The organism is Emticicia sp., from assembly GCF_049241225.1.
Classification (GTDB): domain Bacteria; phylum Bacteroidota; class Bacteroidia; order Cytophagales; family Spirosomataceae; genus Emticicia.
Genome location: NZ_JBMLRC010000188.1, coordinates 1 through 18,144, shown reverse-complemented (window position 1 = coordinate 18,144; position 18,144 = coordinate 1). Strand labels below are relative to the sequence as shown.

The window sequence follows — 18,144 nt, the reverse complement described above, 5'->3', positions numbered from 1 at the left end:
ATTACGCACGGTGAAAATTATCTGTTTGAAGCGTGGCAAAAAACTGATACTGCTCCACAGTTTTCGGAGAATGACCCTATGTATAAAGCCGCCATTTTCCCGATTCTCGAAGCTAAATGCGTGGCTTGCCATAACGATGATAAAACAAAAGGCCAACTCAATATGAGTAGTATTGAGAAGATTTTGAAAGGTGGGAAAAATGGTCTGATTTGGAAAGTGGGCGATGCCCTCAACAGCCACATTATTCAGCGAGCAAATCTACCGCTCGAACACAAAGAACACATGCCACCGAAAGGCAAACCACAACTAACAACCGATGAAATTGCTCTTTTATCTGCGTGGATAAACGAAGGTGCAGACCTTAAAAAAGCCTTCAAAAACTATTTGGCAAATTCAGAAACGAAGAAAATTGCTTCAAAACTTGTTGGTACGAAATCAGCCGCCAAAGAAGCCAAAGTTTATAGCTTTTCGATGCCTTCGGAGTCAGATTTAGCAACTGTAAATACGCCTTTTTGTTCGGTTTTTCCGTTGGCAACAGGTTCGCCCGCATTGCAGGCTGATTTTTTTGTGAGTAAAAAATTCGACCGTAAAGTTTTAGAAAATCTCTCGAAAGTAGGTGAGCAACTGGTGATTTTGAATTTATCGAAAATGCCAGTACATGATGAAGATTTGGCTTTGATTGCCAATTTTCCAAACCTCGAAAAACTTATTCTCAACCAAACCGACATAACTGGAAATACTTTAGAACAACTCAAAAAATGCAAGAATTTGGAGTCTGTCGCTCTGGCAGGGACGAAAGTGTCTAAAGAAAACCTTCAAAAAATACTCGATTTGCCGAAATTAAAGGAAGTTTTTGTGTGGAATACAGGCATTGATGAGATTGCCGTAAATGAACTGAGTAAGAAATATACTAAAATAAAATTTGATAGGGGAGGGGTTGATAACCCCAACGAGATTCTGCAACTCAATCCGCCAATTTTGGTCAATGAAGATTTTATCATCAAAACTAATACACCAATTACGCTGAAACATACGCTCAAAAATGTAAAGATTCGCTACACGCTTGATGGTTCTGAGCCAGACTCAACAACGGTAAATATCTACGAAAAACCAATCATCATTGATAGTTACACAAAATTCAAGGCCATAGCAACCAAAGAAAATTGGTACGCCAGTCGAAAAGTAGAATACAGTTTTTTCAAGTCGAGTTTTGTGGCTGATAGCGTGTATTTGCTCAATCTTCCCGACCCAAAATATTCGGGTAATGGAGGAGTTTCATTAAAAGATTTGAAAAAAGGTCCAACCGATAATTTTGGTGATAAAGCATGGTTGGGTTATCGTGAAAAAGAATTTGTTGGGATTTTTGAATTTAAGAAAGTTCAGCCCATCAAAGGTCTAACAATCAGTTATTTACAAAAAATGGACTCTTTCATTATGCCACCTTTGGCGGTGGAGGTTTGGGCTGGAAATAGCAAAGCAGATTTGAAAGTCATTCAGAAAATCACGCCAAAACAAGCCGAAAAAATGGAAGGAAACGCCAATCTGGGGCTACAAATTCCTTTTACACAGGGCTCATATAAAATGATAAAACTGGTCGTTAAACCAGTGTCAAAACTTCCTGTTTGGCACCCTGGAAAAGGTCAGAAAGGTTGGTTTTTTGTTGATGAAGTATTTTTCAATTGATTTATTGGCGTACTTTGCCGACAAAACGGATTTTTAACCGCTGATTATCATTGATTTTTCTAACTCATGTTACGCACAAATAGTGAATTTACCACAATAGACACAATGGAGACACGATAGACACAAAGAGTTTTTATTCAAACTTGTGTCCATTGTGAAAAACTATTGTGTCTATTGTGGTAAAATATAGTTTATTGTACTTCAAATATGTATGCGTAGCATGAGTGATATATTGAATGATTGATATTTTCGTCATTAGTAATTCGTACTTACACTTTAACTTTATTATTTTATTCTATGTGCTATTGTGGTGAAGCCAAACCATTTTCCGACTGTTGCGAACCAATTATAAAGGGCGAAAAACCTGCTCAAACAGCCGAACAGCTGATGCGTTCGAGATACTCAGCTTATGTGGTCGTTGATGTGAAATATTTGATTGCAACTACCTATCCAACTCAACAAAAAAACTTCGACGAAGCCGATATTCGGGCGTGGGCGGTAGCTAATCAATGGCAAAAATTGGAAGTTGTAGCTACAAAACAAGGAAAATTCAACGAAGAAGATGGAGAAGTGGAATTTAAAGCCTCTTACTTAGATGATACTGGTATGCTACAAACCCATCATGAAAAATCTACGTTTGTCAAAGAAAATGGTCAATGGTATTATCTGAGTGGAATTATTGGCCCAAAATCAGCTATCGCCCAAGTACAAAATCGAAACGATTTGTGTGCCTGCGGAAGTGGAAAGAAATACAAGAAGTGTTGTGGTAGGTAAATTCTTTATTATCAGGATGTTATAGTGTGTTTTGTTTAAATATCCTTGTTCAGTAAAAAAAAGTGGATAAATTTTTTTTTTCTTGGAAAAAGTTGAATATTGTTAATCCTTTTCAAAACATCTATAAACTAAAAACCTTTCGTACATGAATTCACTTTCCAAAAAAATCGTTTTTGCCACATTTCTGGCTACTGTTTCTCTTGCTTGTGCAGATGTCAATGAAGAAGTTGATAGTATGTCAAATTCTTTAATAAGCAGTGCCACTGTTGACCCAGAAGACCGTAAATGTGCTTCAATGGACGCCTTGAAAGACCAATTGGCTGAAAATCCTGGTCAAGCAAAAAAAATGGATGATGTTGAAAAACACACCAACAAATTTATTGCCGACCGAGGTGGAGAAGTTTTAGCCGCCGCTGCACTGACTGATGCCCAGACTATCGAAATTCCAGTTGTTGTGAATGTTATTTATAATACCGCACAGCAAAATATCAGCGATGCTCAAATTGCTTCTCAGATTGCGGTTCTGAACAATGATTTTAGAGCTACAAATTCTGATGTGAGTGGTTTAAGTAGTACGGTATTTGCAGGTACAGCAGCTGATTTTAATATTCATTTCACCCTTTTCGCAGTAAATCGTAAATCTTCAACGAAAACTTCGTGGGGTACTCGTGATGCCATGAAAAGTTCTAAAAGAGGCGGAATAGACCCCACTGACCCAACTCGTAAACTCAATATTTGGGTTTGTAATATTGGCGGAGGAATCTTAGGATACGCTCAGTTTCCTGGAGGTAGTTCGGCAACTGATGGCGTAGTTATCGGGCCAAATTATTTTGGGTCAAGTAGTTTAGGTTCAGGTTTCTTCTTGTCTGCTCCTTATGATAAAGGGCGTACAACTACTCACGAGGTTGGTCACTGGCTAAATCTTCGCCATATTTGGGGCGATGCCACTTGTGGTTCTGACTTAGTAAGCGATACTCCAACGCATAATGCAGCTAACTATGGTTGCCCAGCTTACCCACATTTAAGCACTTGTGCTGGTACACCAATCGAAATGACCATGAACTACATGGACTACACCGATGACCCATGTATGTATATGTTTACAAACGGTCAGAAAGTTCGTGCAAGAGCTTTGTTTGCAACAGGTGGTGCAAGAGCTACTTTTGTGCCTTAATTATAGCTAATATATTTTCATTTTGCCCTCCCAATCGGAGGGCATTTTTTTTAATTCCACTTTTATGAAAAAAACAGTTTGGTTATTTTTATTACTAATTCTTACGCAAAATGCCATGTCACAAAACATTGTTTCAATTAAACTTACAGAAGCTACACGTGGTGTGCATAAAGAAATTTTTATAAGCGAAAAAAGCTATTTGATTAGTGATAATTCGCAAACAAAAAAGAAGTCAGTTAGCCCCGAAGTATGGCAGAAAATAAATGAAGTTTGTAAAAGAATAGATTTAGAAAATTTGTCAAAATATCAATCTTCAACACGAAAACGTGCAAACGATGCCGCTTTGCAAGCAACACTTGAAGTGAAAACTAAAACAAAAACGTTTCAATCAGATATTTTCGACCATGATAATCCACCAAAAGAGTTTTCAGAACTGATTAAAGAACTAAAGAAACTTTAAAATCTTTGTTATTTCAGCAAAACGATTATTCGATATTTATAAATAAATTAAAGCAAAAAGCCTCACGAAACGCCGTTTTAATCACAAATTTTTAATTTATTTAATGCGAAAAATGATGGTTTAGGCGTTCAAAGAAGCAAAATTCTACTTTATTACCTAACAATTACAATCCTGCGGAAGTGAGAAAAAATACAAGAAATACTGTGGTAGATAGATTTAAAACTATTCGAAAATACATGCGAGATTAGAATTTACTTAGACCCCCAAATTCTAATCTCAAAAAGCCGATTTTCTATTTTTTTAGATATTATTTTGCTCTTCAAATTGAAGGGCATTTTTTATTTATACTTATGAAAACTCCATTTTTTATTTCTTTATTTTTAATCGCTTTTGAAGGCTTTTCACAGAAAATAGCTTCTATTACACTCAACGAATCGACACGTGGTTTTAGGCGAGAAATTACAATTACTGAAAAAGAGTATGTTTTAAATGAAAACTCTGTTAGTTCTAAAAGAAAACTTTCTGCCGAAGATTGGAAAGAAATCATGAAAATTTGTGCAAAAATCAAATTGGAAGAATTACCTAATCTCAAATCGCCATCGAAAAAAAGAACAAATGATGCTGCTTTGCAGGCCAATATAGAGGTGCTAACAGGAAGAAGGAAATATGAATCTTCCACGTTCGACCACGATAATCCACCCAAAGAACTTGTGAAGTTGGTAAATAAACTCAGAAATCTTTAACTTGCGTTTTTACCACGATATTCTTCCAAATCTATGGTACTTCTTCGCAAACGCCTTACCTTTGTGCTTTCGGTAATTATCTCATTTCTAACCAATATGTCAGCGATTGCACAGCCAAAACTTCCAGATTTTTCAAAACAATTATTCGATATTCACGAACAAATCAAAGAGCAAAGCCTTACGAAACGCCGTTTTAAGCACCGAGATATTGTTCCGTTGATAGAAAAATTGCCTTTTTCGGTCGAGAAAGTCGGGAAGTCATTTGAAGAACGAGATATTTATCAAATCAAGATGGGAAGTGGTAAAACTAAGGTTTTGTTGTGGTCGCAAATGCACGGCGATGAAGCTACCGCCACGATGGCTTTGTTTGATATTTTCAATTTCTTTCAAGGGAAAAATGATGGATTTGATGCACTAAGAAGCAAAATTCTTGAAAACTGCACACTTTATTACGTACCAATGCTCAACCCCGATGGAGCAGAACGTTTCCAACGACGCACCGCTACCGACATTGATATGAACCGTGATGCCCTAAGTTTTCAGACTCCCGAAGGCAGAATTTTGAAGAAACTCCAAGACGACCTAAAACCTGAGTTTTCGTTTAATTTACACGATAAAAATACCAAATACAGTGCGGGAGCAAGCGGGAAGCAAGCAACGATTTCATTTCTGCCAACGTCATACAATTATGCAAAAGAATGGAATCCTGCCCGAACACGAGCCATGCAAGTGATATGTGGCATGCACCAAACGCTCCAACAATTTATTCCTGGACACCTGGGTCGCTGGAATGACGACCACGAACCACGTGCTTTTGGCGATAATATTGCTAAGTGGGGAAGTAGTCTGATTTTGATTGAATCGGGTGGCTACAAAGAAGATACCGAAAAACAATTTATCAGAAAACTCAATTTTGTGGCAATTCTGACTGGTTTACAGGCAATTGCTGAGGAATCATACACAAAATTTGAGCTAAAGACCTACGAGGCCATTCCAGAAAACGACCGCTACATATTTGACTTACTCATTCGTAATGCCGAATTTGTGCATAATGGCAAAACCATTATCAAAGATATTGGCATTAATCTCAGCGAAAAAAACATCAACAACGCTACTGATTTTGTGCTTTCGAGCGTTATAGAAGACCTCGGCGACCTTTCTACTTTTTGGGGGCTCAAAGAAATTGATGCTAAAGGATTGACGGTGAGTTTATTGAAAGAATTTCCAGAGGTTTTGCAGAAATATAAAGTTTCAGAAAAAGAAATACAAAATCAAGAAATTAATCTCGACGAAACAGCGAGTTTCTTGCTTACGAAAGATAAAGAAGTGAAATACATCATCTTGAATGGACAAATTAAATAGCAGCCCAACCCAATCGAACCGTCGAATAGAGAGGTTTTTTAAAGTTCTTATGCTTCTTATTCCCCTTCAGGGGTTAGGGGTGTTTTCTGCTTTCGCCCAAAAAGCATACGTTCTCGGCAAAGCCATTGATAAGGTTACAGGAAAACCTGTCCCATCGGCAACCGTCGTGAATAAAGATACAAGACAAGTAACAAAAACAGGCGATAATGGTAATTTTTTGGTGAGAGCATCGAAAGGCGATTCAATCAAAATTACATCGGTTGGTTATAAAGCAACTGGCATTGCGTGGGACGGTGTAAATCTTGAGCCCGTCATCGAAATGCGGCAAGATGCCATTGCTCTGAAAGAAGTTGTGGTGAGAGATAAACGTTTGGAGCAAGTAAAGCAACAAATTGAAGAGTTGATGGGGTCGCCCGAAGCATCAACGAAACTAAAATGGAAAGATATTTCAAACCTTATCAATACAAATACTTCCACTCCAGGCACAATTGGTATTTCGATTGATGGACTTTATGAGCTTTTCAGCAAAGAAGGGAAATCTCGCCGAAAACTGGCAGCCATGAAGCAAGAAGACCTCAAAAAGCTTTTGGTAGAATATCGTTATAATTCGGAATATATTTCGTTTGTAACAAAACTACATGGGCAAGAATTAAAGAATTTTATGAAGTTTTGTAATTTACCAGATAACTTTGTGCTTACCGCCAACGACTACGACCTGACCTTGGAAGTTTTTCGTTGTTTGGATGAGTTTAAGCGTTGAAACTATTACAATTTGGCGTAAATTTTCGCGTGCGACGGTCGCTCTTTATTGTTTTCACAAGTTTTAGACTGAAAAAGCCTTAGGCTTGACTCATTTTGTAGCGGTGGGTTTTAACCCACCGGCCCCCAAAAGGTGTTTTTTGAGTTCCGTAGGAACGCATCATATGAAATGTACCGTTCCTACGGAACTCTAATGACTTTTTTACCCTTTTTACGGTGGAATAAATTCCACCACTACAAAATGAACCGAGCCTCTGGCTCTCTTTGGTACACCTCAAACTTGTGGGTAAACATTAGTTTGAAAATAAAGAGCGACCGTCGCACGGGGAAATTTCAGATAACCCATTAGAACAGAGAAACTTTTATTATATGCAAGAAATAGAAATACCACAGCGAAAACCACGCACATTTATTGGTGAAGAATTTGCCCTCAACTCTTGGCAAGATTTAAAGCCACTTTACGAAAATTTGGTGAGCCGTTCGATTGCGAATGCTCAAGAATTACGCCAATGGTTCATTGACCGCAGCGAGTTGGAATCGTATTTATCAGAAAATTTGGCTTGGCGATACATCAAAATGACTTGCGATACGGCCAGCGAAGAAAACCAAAAAAACTACCAGTTTTTTGTAGAACAGATTCAGCCCGAACTCTCAGTTTACAGCGACCAACTCAATAAAAAAGCTCTTGAAAGTGCGTTTTTGGGTGAATTGACTGAGGAAGGCTTTTTTATCACGATTCGTGGAATGAAAAAATCGGTTGAGATTTTCCGTGAAGAAAATATTCCGATTGAAACCCAAATTCAGACCAAACAAACTGAATACCAGTCAACTACGGCAGCAATGACCGTAAACATCAATGGTGAAGAAATGACCTTGCCAAAAGCGGGAGATTTGTTGCAGTCGCCAAACCGTGCGATTCGTGAAGAGGCTTGGACAAAAATTGCCGAACGCCGCTACCAAGACCACGAAAAGCTCGATACTCTATTCAACGAACTCCGTGATTTACGCCACCAATTGGCTGTTAATGCAGGTTTCTTGAATTTCCGTGATTATATGTTTGCGGCCATGGGGCGTTTCGATTATACGCCACAAGATTGCTTCAATTTCCATGAAGCAGTGGCCGAAACCGTTGTGCCTTTGGTTGATGAAATGGCCAAAGAACGCAAAGCAAAGCTGAATGTCGATGAACTTCGTCCGTGGGATTTGAAAGTTGACCCTGATGGCAAACCTGCTCTCAAACCTTTCAGTAATGGAGAAGATTTGTTGGATAAAACCGTTGAATGTTTCCGAAGAATCGACCCGAAATTGGCTGATTATATTCGTATCATGCGACGCATGGGGCATTTCGATGTAGAATCTCGCAAAGGTAAAGCTCCCGGCGGATACAACTATCCACTCGAAGAAATCGGTGTGCCGTTTATTTTTATGAATGCCACTTCGAGCCTACGTGATGTGGTTACGATGGTACACGAGGGCGGACACGCCATTCACTCCTTCGAGGTGCGTGATTTGCCTTTAAATTCGTTCCGTAGCACAACTTCTGAAGTTGCCGAATTGGCTTCGATGTCGATGGAATTGATTTCGATGGAGCATTGGGGTGTGTTTTTCGAGAATGAAGAAGACCTAAAACGTGCCAAAATTGAGCATTTAGAAGATATTTTGGAAGTTTTGCCGTGGATTGCCACCGTCGATAAATTCCAACATTGGATTTATGAAAACCCTACGCATTCAATCGAAGAGCGTCAGACCCGTTGGGTACAGACATTCGAGCAATTCTCCGATTCCGTGACCGAGTGGAAAGGTTTTGAGCGATTCAAGAAATATAATTGGCAGCGTCAGTTGCATATTTTTGAAGTACCGTTTTACTACATCGAATACGGAATGGCTCAGTTGGGAGCAATCAGTGTTTGGAGAAATTACAAACAAGATGCCCAAAAAGGACTTGATGGCTACCTCAATGCTTTACGATTGGGCTACACCACAACCATCGGTAAAATTTACGAAGCCGCCAACGTAAAATTCGATTTCTCGAAAGAATACATCGCCGAACTGATGGATTTTGTGAAGTCCGAATTGGAGAAGTTGAAGTAAACAATACTTGCAGTCTAAATGATGCCTCTGGTAAATTATCAGGGGCATTTTTTATGTGATTTATTTTAAGAAAATGATAAAAAATCAGAATAAGATGCAGATTTTTGTATATTGAACCCAACAACAATTCCATCATTAACAGACTTTTATGAAATTTAGATTTCCTTCACTTCTATTCCTGTTTTTCGTTTCCACATTTTCGTTTGCACAAGACATTAATTGTGGTTTTGATGATAATGAAATCTCGACTGAGGTTTTAAACCAACTCCCACAATTTATCAAAGAACGCAAGGCTCGTAAGCAAGCCATCGATGATTTCTATATGTGTCGAGTTGTGGTAGATGTTGATTACCAGACTTTTTTGAAATATAATGGCGATACGCTTTTTATCAAAAATGAAGTAGCAGCAATGATTCAGAAAACTTCTGAAATTTACGAAAATGAAATAAATACAAAGTTAGTTTTGACGCACGTAAACATCTGGAAAGAAGCCGCCAAAGACCCTTATAACAACATAACAGATATTTTTACGATGCTCACCAATCTTCGTAATTCTTACACAAACTCCGCTTTGTCGAGGATTCCGAGCGATGTGGTGATGTATCTCAACTCAAAAGGATTTTCGGGTGCGGGTGGTGTAGCGAGCGGTAAGTTCAATGTTTCGCCGTGGCAAAATATTTCAACCATTGCTCACGAAATTGGGCATAATTTTGGTTCGCCACATACCCAAAGTTGTAATTGGCCAGGTGGAGCCATTGACTTTTGTTATGCCGTAGAAGGAGATTGTTATTCGGAAGCTCTCGAAAATATTAAAGGGACGTTGATGAGCTACTGCAATCGCCGATTGAATAATTTTCACCCGCTTTGTATCGAATTGATGAGTCGAAATTCGGCCACACGCTATCAAAAAATAAGAACTATCTCTGAAACTGTAAAACTGGCAGAAACTTGGGATTTTAACAAAGATTTATATTTTTCTTGGAATCCGATTCTTCAAGCCGAAACCTACCTGATTGAAGTTTCTGATGGCTCAGATTTCAAAAATATTATTCTACGAGACAGTAGCGAACAGGCGTTCACAGCTTTGCCTTTTTTGAAGAAAAACAAAAACTATTTCCTCAGAATTAAGCCTAAAAATAGACTTGGAGAAGGCGTTTGGTCAAACACAATGAAGGTGAATACGCCTGCGATTCTTGAAACACCACAAACCCTAACAGCACTTGATGGGAAAGTAAATATTGATGGAACAACGCTCACACTAAGATTCGATAAAATTGATGATGCCACTGAGTATCAAGTTCAAACTATCGGTTTTAGTTCGGGAAGCACCTCTTATTCGTTCGATTTGAATGCTACACTCCGCCGAACTACGACTAATTCTCTTTCATTAGTAGCTTCAAGCGAGGGCTTTACGTGGCGAGTGCGAGCCATGCGTGGAAGCGAAGCAAGTGCGTGGTCGAAACCCGAAACTTTTTGGACAAAACCCAATGTATCATTCTTAGATTTAACCCAACAAGCCCTCAATGGTTATCCGCTTTCGTTTCCAATAAACTACACGGCAGGCAGTGGCGATATTCTGGAAGTAAAAGTCATTGTTTCTGAAAATGCCAATTATTCGTCGCCCATTGTCAATAGAACCCTCAAGTCGGGCATTTATGCGGGTCAGATAAATTATCCGTTTTTGCTACAAAACCTAAAACCAAATACTACTTATTACGTAAAATTTGAAGAATATAACAACGATAAATTCAACATCATTGGTTTGCCCAAAGGTTTGGTTAGGTTTACCGAAAGGTCGTTTAGAACTGGTTCGGAGCCAAATCCTGAGAGTTTTTCGTACTTCAATAATGGTAATATTGAGAATTTGAGTCGCACATTACGAAAAGTTGTTTTCAACGATAATTATGCTTTCGTGAGCAGCAATGAAGGCATCGTACAGATGAAAACTGATGGTACGGCTGGTAAACTTTTCAACCGACAACTGACCAGCGGAACGGTGAGCAACGCATTGCTTGATACTAAAACAGATGCTACTGGCAATCTGTGGATTTTGACACAAATTAGTAAACGCATTGCCTTTAACGGTGTTTTTCCGAAACCAACTTACCGACTCGCAAAGTTAGACCCTAATACTTTTAAAATTCTTGAATCACGTGATTTTGTAGGAAGTAATAATACTGCTTTTAATAGTTTTGACCCGCAAACAAAATTCGTACACGATAACAGAAACATTCAGAGAGTAGTAGGTGATTCGACCGAGTTAGTTTATCAACTTCCTACCAATGTCAGTTCACAACAAGGCATGGTGTGGGGAAAAAACTCGGTGTGGATGCTCGTTTACAACTCTACGAGTGCCATTTACGAAATTTACAACTATAACTTTGAGCAAAAAACACAAACCATCTTCAACCGAACAAATAGTTTGCTGAGTGCCTCGTTTAGCCAGATTTTCTTAGATGCTCAGGAGAACCTTTGGGTAATCAATAGTGGCACAAATTTGCTCCTCAAATACAACAAAGAATCGGGTTGGGTAAATCAGAATTTAACGCTTTTGGGTACCAATCGTATTATTGGTGAAACCAACGGAACGTTATACATCTACAATATTTTTGGAACAAAACGAGATATTTATTCGCTTAGTGCAAATGGCTTAAAATTTGTCGAAAATGTGCCTTTGGTAAGCACGGCAGGCACAATGCAGTTGGATAACAGTGGGAAAATTTGGTTTTTACAGACTGATAAATTACTGAAAATAAATCCTTGTAATTATCTGAAGACTCCGCAAATAAGGGCATCGTCGAGTCAGATTATGCAGGGCGAACAAATTACACTAACCGCCGAAGGTTGCAGTAGTGCCAAATGGATTTGGAATGCCGAAAAGAAACCAACCGAAACTCAGATTATCGAAAAAAGCAATACTTTGCTCGTAAAACCAGAGCTAAATACTCAATATAAGGTTCAGTGCATCGACCAAGAGTGTACCAGCGATTTAAGTAATCTCATCGAAGTCAATGTATTGGCTCTGAGTTTGAGTAAGGTCGATAAAAATACGTATTGTTCAAACGAAAGCATGGAAGTAAGATTTACATCCAGCGGAAAATTCACTACAAAAAATGAATTTAGAGCCATATTCTCGAATGCTGGAAAAAAATATTCGACAACGATTGCTAATGATAACTCGTTTAAGGCGGCTATTCCGAGAGAAATAGAAAACGGAAAATATTGGGTGAAGGTAGAAAGTACTGACCCTAAAATCGTAGCGACTGATTCGGTAGAAGTGCAGGTTTTTAAAGCACCAACTATCAGTATCTCGGGCTTGAATGAGGCTTATGTTTTGGATACGATTCAAATCACAATGAAGCTCACAGGTACACCACCATACAAGTTTACTTTTAATGGTAAAGAGCCAATCACAAGTACGAGTAATACAATAATGAGGAGTTTTGTGCCAGCCGAACCTGTCAATTATAACTTCTACGTAGGCGAGCTATCTGACGCCAATTGTGCGAATGGTATTATTGAAAATCGTGAGATAAACGTTAGGGCAACAGTAAACCCTAAAGTTTCTAATTTTTGGGTGAAGTATTTTCCAGTACCTTTCGATGATGTACTTGATTTGCAGGTTTATAACAAGCCTGGCCCAAAATTAAGCGTGACTTTATATAACACCAGAGGGCAAATGGTTATTCAGAAAGAGTTTCCGATAAGCTCGTATTTGGATAAATTCAAACTTGATACCTCAGATTTAGGAGCAGGAATATACTTTTTGTTGATTGATACAGGCAAACGAAAAGAAACCAAACGAGTGGTGAAATGGTGAAAATAATAACGCTGGCATGGTTTTGATCCATGCCAGCGTTCCTGTTTTTACATAATTTTTAATTCATCGACTTAACCGAGCCTGCTCCCGATGTGCTTGATTTCACCGAAGCTCCGCCTTTGTAGCGTACACTACTTGCACCACTGGCATCAGCCACGATTTTGTTGGTTACGAAAAGTTTTATATCGCTGGCCCCTGAGGCATCAATATTGGCTGTGGCAACTTTATAATCAGAGCAATTAACGTTAGAAGCCCCCGACACATCTGCATCAATACTTTGACCACCTCCGATAAGTGTAAGGCTCGAAGCTCCCGAACAATCGATTGATAGAGCTTTGGCATTGACCTTAAAATTACCGATAGATGCCCCCGAAATACTGATAGACATTTTATCAGAACTGAAACCCGAAACATTTGATTTTGATGCTCCCGAAAACTCGGCGGCAATAAGTTTTGGCATTGTGATGCTCACATAAACTTCTTTGCGGTTTTTGTGGCTTCCCCAGCTTGATGGATAATTTATTTCGAGTGTATTTCCAGTGGTTTTTGCTATAATTTCTTTTACATCTTGCTCACGTCCCCTCACTTCAACGTTGTAGGTATTGCCTTGTCTGACCGTAATAATAAAGGCACTGCCCATTTCGAGTCTTTCAAAATCTTTTACCTTAAAGAAGCGTTTGATGTCTTGAGCAAAACTACAAGTGCTAACTAATAAAAATAACGTAAATAATTTTTTCATGCGTTTTTATGTTTAAGTTTCTTATTAGATGTAATGATTGAAAAGAATGTTGCATGAAAGAGGGAAAATAAATCGACATTTACGTCTTCTTCACCAAAACAATCTGATTTTTGTCGGCTTTTACTATTTTTTTACGGAAATCGACAAATTCATTAAAGGCCGCCGCAGGATAACGCCCTTGAAGTAGTGTAATCTGACGCACGTAGAGAATCTTGTCGCCTGTCATCTGCACGGTGGTTGTATAAGTACCAAACTTCGATTGTATTTTGTTTGGTTCGGGCAGGTATTCCGACGAAAAGCCCGTTGGAATCTGAAACGAAATACTATCTACATCCATGTAATTGCTCGATAGCTCGAAATCAACTTTGCGGTCGGGGTTAGGTAACGGAACTGTGCGGGCTTGATTTAATAAGTTGGGCGTAAGGAACATCCTTGTACCGCTTTTGTTCGAGATATTTCTGAGCGTCAAAGTCATTTTTTCGCTGACGATTGGTATTCTTTCACGCTTTTCAGCTAACGAAAATTGTTTGATTTCTACACTCGAAAGACTCAAATTATTGGTTAGCCATTTCTTTTGCTCATCAGTTCCGAGTGTGTGAATCACACCTGCGTGTGAGTCTTGCTGCAAGCCAGAAAGACGGGTTTCGATTTCAGCTTCGGCTGTGCCATCTTCGTTCAGTACAAACTTTCCTTTCCTGACCATCATGTTGTCATTGGGTCTGTAAGTAGGTGTTTTTACGAGTTTTCCGCCATTTTCTTGAATCAAAACTACGTGTCGGTTGCTCGTGAAATCGCTCAAATACCCAAAAGCATTGGTTTGGCTTGTGCATTCGAGCCAAAGTGTGTCTTTTTGCTGTGGCACGCACAAAAATACGTGGTTGAACTGAAACGAAGGGAAGTCGGTCAGAACATCATTCGCATCTTCGCCTGCTTTTACGAGTGCTTGGTATGATTTTATGCCCAGTTCTCGGAGCATTCCCATCGTAAAAGTCGTAAGGGCTTTGCAGTCGCCGTAGCCTTTGTTGGCCACATCTTCCGACTTCATCGATTGCCAACCACCAATGCCCAACTGAATGCTTACGTAGCGAGTGTTAGCCTGCAAATATTCATAAACTTTTCGTATTTTGTTGGTTTCACTGGTTTCGTTCTTGACCAAATCTTTGATTTTCGTTATCAATTCGGCAGGGAGTTTTTCACGGTCTTTATTTAGATTTCCATAGAATTTCGCCAAATCGCTCCAAGATTGAATATTTCCCTCGTAATCATCGACTTTGAAAAGGGTAGGAGCGGTATAAACCGTGGGTAAAATCTCGCTCAAACTTGGGCTGTAAGGTTCTCGCTCAATGGCTTTAAGATTACTGACTTCCCACGAATACAGAAATTTATCTCCTTCTTGCCCCAAAACAACTTTAGTGGGCATATTTTGCTCTTTGTATCGGAGCTGCACGCCATTGGGCATTGAAACTGTGAACGATGATTTTTCGACAGAAGTAGCTTCTGCATTATACGGAATCGCTTCCCAACTTGGGTAAAACATCATGTTTTTGGTGGTGAATTCATAAAAAAACACAATCGTGTAAGGATACTTCGTGTGCGTCAGACTGGCATACTTCAGGAAGCTATCATCAATATTATTTGCCCCCGAAGAGCCACCAATGCTTTCGATGTCGGCACGTTTAAGGCTCTTGATTTTTTTGCCTGTTTCGTCATACAGTTGGGCTTCCATATCGTTTACCTTCGTGAATTTGTTGTAGGGAATCACGAGCGTGGCGTGTTGCTCGCCTTTTTCGTCTAGAATCGTGATTGCTCCTTCTACTTTCGTGACTGCCGAACCGATGTCTTTCACAATAAATGAAGTTTTGTGTTCACGCACAACGGCATGGGCTTTTTCTTTGAGTTCGGCAGGGATTGACGAAACTGGATATTTCTGTGCAAAAACACTCGAAAATGATAGTGTAAGAAGAAAAATGAGCGTTTTTTTCATGCGTGAGTTTTGTTTATTGTGGAAGAAACCGAAGTCACAATTTTAGCATAAATCATGCTTTCGGTTCAATGAAAATCGACTTTTATTACTGTTTCTTCAATACGATTTGTTCACTGTGTTTTTTTACGATTTGGTCGTAGAATTCTTTTAAAAATGGATATTCGTCTGGTGAATAAAGTGTTTTACGGAAATTCAGACGACTCACGATTGAAATTTTATTGTCTTTTACATTTACGGCATGTGTAAATTTTCCACCATTTTCGGGTAGGGCAAACGATACACTTTGTGGTTTTTCGATGACCGTATAGCCTGCTGGAATTTCATAACTGGCAAGGAATGTTTCGTCAATCGGAATACCGAAATCTATCGGGTAATTTCGTTCGGTATCTTTAAATGGATTTTCGGTGTGCCCTTCCGAAAGCATGGGTTTCAGATACATCATATTGCCCGCTTTTGTTATGAAATCGGTCATTTCGACGTCGTATTTTGCTTCCATTTGTTGGCTAATGTCTTCATTATTAGTGTATTCGGCCTTGTTGATTGTCCAGTTTGTTTTCGCTTTTTTTACTTCTTCCAAAAACTTCTCTTTGCCTTCTTTCTTAAAGGCTTTTCTGGCACTCCAAGCACTATACCCCGAATACGATTTCGTGAATTGCCCCTTCATTTCTCCATCTTCGTTGATTTGCATTTCGGCTTTTTCAAGTTCGGCATCTCGCTCGACAGGCTCAAGTGAAACAAACCGTGGAAAACCCGGATGTATCAACCAACCACTGTGATTGAGGCATTGGTAGGGTAACATTCCCACTTTCAGATACTCGTCGGTGGCATCAATCAGAAGGTCTTTGCCATTGGCGTCAATATGAGCTACCACATAATTGAACCGACGCATGAGTGCATATTGCTCATGAATACGGCCGTGGTCACGGGTACTGAGAATTACTGGATTCGCATCGAAACCGATTTCTCGGAGTAAACCAATGAGCATGAGATTAATATCAGCGGCATCGCCTGTTTTTTTCTCTTGAATTTTCTTCAGACCTGTGCTATAAATACTGGTTTCTCCGTTCCACTTGATGTTTTTTACTATATAATTTACGGCTGCTTGAAGCCTACTGGTAGTGTCTTTGTATTTGCTCTTTATTTCCAAGGCTTCATCTTTCAGAAAGCCCGTACGTTTGATTTGCTGACCAAATTCTTCGCTTTCGAGTAGTGTTTTAGTCAAATTATTATAATCAAGCGAGAAATCTTTCATCAGTACATTCGGCCAATTGACACTGGCTAACTCAAAATCAATTTTTGATAAATAATCGGCTTCGGTAGTAATATAGGCTTCGTCACGGAATGCTGGGGCATCAAGCACAATGAAGTGATATTCTTGGCCATTGACGTTAAATCCTCTTAGTGTAACAGGCTGATTTTCGTTGTGATTTAATGGCAAATAGCCACTCATAATCATGCGAAAATAAAAATAATCGGGAATCGTGATTTTATAGTCGCTTCGCTCGACAGGAACACCTTGCTGAAAATACCAAGTGTTGGGGTTTTGCTTGATACTCATGGGCGTTTGTTTTTTGTAGCTGTATTCGATAACCGAACCTTCTTTGATATTTGGCATCGAAATTTTGGTTACATAGACATTATCCGAGGCTTTTTCCTGAAAAATCATGTCTTTGGTTAGTTTATCACGGGTGGGCGAGCCATTATTATCATTGTAGGTAAAGCCTTTAATCTCGCTCAAAAACTCTTGAGTTGTTCCGTTTTCTCGTACCACAGGAATCTTGATTGACCCACGCTCCAAGGCAGATTTCTTTAGGATTTTGATGCGTTCATGAATAATCTGGGTAATGATAATATTGCTGCCCATAATCTCGAAGTAGGTTTCGCCACCATCATACAAGACTACGGCTTCGGCCGAAGAATCTTTGGGGTAAACTTTCATTTTGATGACTTCGGGAAGCACGTCACCGAATTTTACGGGAGCAGGTTTTTGGGCAAATGATAGCGATGAGACCAAGAGGCTCAGCGTGAGCGTAGTAAAAATCTTCAGCATAAAGGAATAGTTTTTAAGAAAAGTGTCGGTTTAGTATGGAAGAATAATAAGTTGTTGGGAAAATATTATTAAACCTTACAGTTGGTACGAAAATAAGCAAATTTTGTACCCATTGAATTATTTGAGGAATTTTTTTTAAAAACACTTTTTATCAATAACTTCTCCCAAATAGTTGAACGTCTTTTGAGTTTCAATCTTTTTTGTACATTTGGCTTTCAGATTCTTTTCATCACTTATTCAAACCAAACATTATGAAAAAACTATTGACTTTACTGATGCTCACGGTAGCAACTCAATCATTTGCCCAAACCGACGAAGAACAAATTAAAGCAACCATCAACCAAGTATTCGATGGTATGCGTAAGAGCGATTCGAGTCTTGTGCGTGCTGCACTGCATCCTTCGTGTACGCTCAAGTCAATCGGGAAAAGTAAAACAGGCGAAGTGCGTCTGCAAGAAGATGCAATTTTGGGTTGGTTGAAACAAATCGGTACAAAACGTGAAGG

The 18,144-nt window shown here is 39.1% G+C and carries 12 protein-coding genes and 1 pseudogene; 10 read left to right on the top strand and 3 right to left on the bottom strand.

Annotated elements, in window-relative coordinates:
* The 9 genes from ACOVO2_RS10460 to ACOVO2_RS10420 form a co-directional block, all read left to right on the top strand.
* Positions 1–1,683: chitobiase/beta-hexosaminidase C-terminal domain-containing protein (locus ACOVO2_RS10460; protein ID WP_421769913.1), on the top strand; the 1,683-nt coding region annotated here is incomplete at its 5' end.
* A gap of 297 nt (positions 1,684–1,980) precedes the next feature.
* On the top strand, positions 1,981–2,457 hold the full coding sequence (locus tag ACOVO2_RS10455) for a YchJ family protein (protein WP_421769912.1): 477 nt from the start codon (positions 1,981–1,983) through the stop codon (positions 2,455–2,457).
* A gap of 145 nt (positions 2,458–2,602) precedes the next feature.
* The gene (locus tag ACOVO2_RS10450; RefSeq protein ID WP_421769911.1) at positions 2,603–3,631 is read left to right on the top strand and encodes a zinc metalloprotease; all 1,029 of its coding nucleotides are present in this window, start codon (positions 2,603–2,605) and stop codon (positions 3,629–3,631) included.
* A gap of 64 nt (positions 3,632–3,695) precedes the next feature.
* A complete protein-coding gene (locus tag ACOVO2_RS10445; RefSeq protein WP_421769910.1) occupies positions 3,696–4,091 on the top strand; it encodes a hypothetical protein in 396 nt (131 codons plus the stop codon).
* A 350-nt stretch (positions 4,092–4,441) separates the two neighbouring features.
* Entirely contained in the window at positions 4,442–4,834 is a 393-nt protein-coding gene (locus ACOVO2_RS10440) for a hypothetical protein (protein WP_421769909.1), read from the top strand.
* 33 nt (positions 4,835–4,867) lie between these two features.
* Positions 4,868–6,196, top strand: coding sequence for a M14 family zinc carboxypeptidase (locus ACOVO2_RS10435; protein WP_421769908.1), 1,329 nt, complete (start codon positions 4,868–4,870; stop codon positions 6,194–6,196).
* A 49-nt stretch (positions 6,197–6,245) separates the two neighbouring features.
* Complete coding sequence (locus ACOVO2_RS10430; RefSeq protein WP_421769907.1) at positions 6,246–6,956, top strand: carboxypeptidase-like regulatory domain-containing protein; 711 nt, start codon at positions 6,246–6,248, stop codon at positions 6,954–6,956.
* A 368-nt stretch (positions 6,957–7,324) separates the two neighbouring features.
* Positions 7,325–9,046, top strand: coding sequence for a M3 family oligoendopeptidase (locus ACOVO2_RS10425; protein ID WP_421769906.1), 1,722 nt, complete (start codon positions 7,325–7,327; stop codon positions 9,044–9,046).
* 148 nt (positions 9,047–9,194) lie between these two features.
* Positions 9,195–12,866 carry a M12 family metallo-peptidase gene (locus ACOVO2_RS10420; RefSeq protein ID WP_421769905.1) on the top strand — a complete coding sequence of 1,224 codons (3,672 nt, stop codon included), beginning with the start codon at positions 9,195–9,197 and terminating at the stop codon, positions 12,864–12,866.
* Positions 12,867–12,924: 58 nt separating this feature from the next.
* Here the strand turns inward: ACOVO2_RS10420 and ACOVO2_RS10415 are convergent, their stop codons facing one another.
* The 3 genes from ACOVO2_RS10415 to ACOVO2_RS10405 all read right to left on the bottom strand — a co-directional run bounded on the left by ACOVO2_RS10415 (position 12,925) and on the right by ACOVO2_RS10405 (position 17,639).
* Positions 12,925–13,605 carry a head GIN domain-containing protein gene (locus tag ACOVO2_RS10415; RefSeq protein ID WP_421769904.1) on the bottom strand — a complete coding sequence of 227 codons (681 nt, stop codon included), beginning with the start codon at positions 13,603–13,605 and terminating at the stop codon, positions 12,925–12,927.
* A gap of 79 nt (positions 13,606–13,684) precedes the next feature.
* Positions 13,685–15,589, bottom strand: coding sequence for a DUF3857 domain-containing protein (locus ACOVO2_RS10410; protein ID WP_421769903.1), 1,905 nt, complete (start codon positions 15,587–15,589; stop codon positions 13,685–13,687).
* 85 nt (positions 15,590–15,674) lie between these two features.
* Entirely contained in the window at positions 15,675–17,639 is a 1,965-nt protein-coding gene (locus tag ACOVO2_RS10405) for a transglutaminase (protein WP_421769902.1), read from the bottom strand.
* A gap of 251 nt (positions 17,640–17,890) precedes the next feature.
* On the opposite strand from ACOVO2_RS10405, the pseudogene ACOVO2_RS10400 reads away from it, so the two are divergent.
* A pseudogene (locus ACOVO2_RS10400) lies at positions 17,891–18,144 on the top strand (hypothetical protein); the annotation flags it as partial.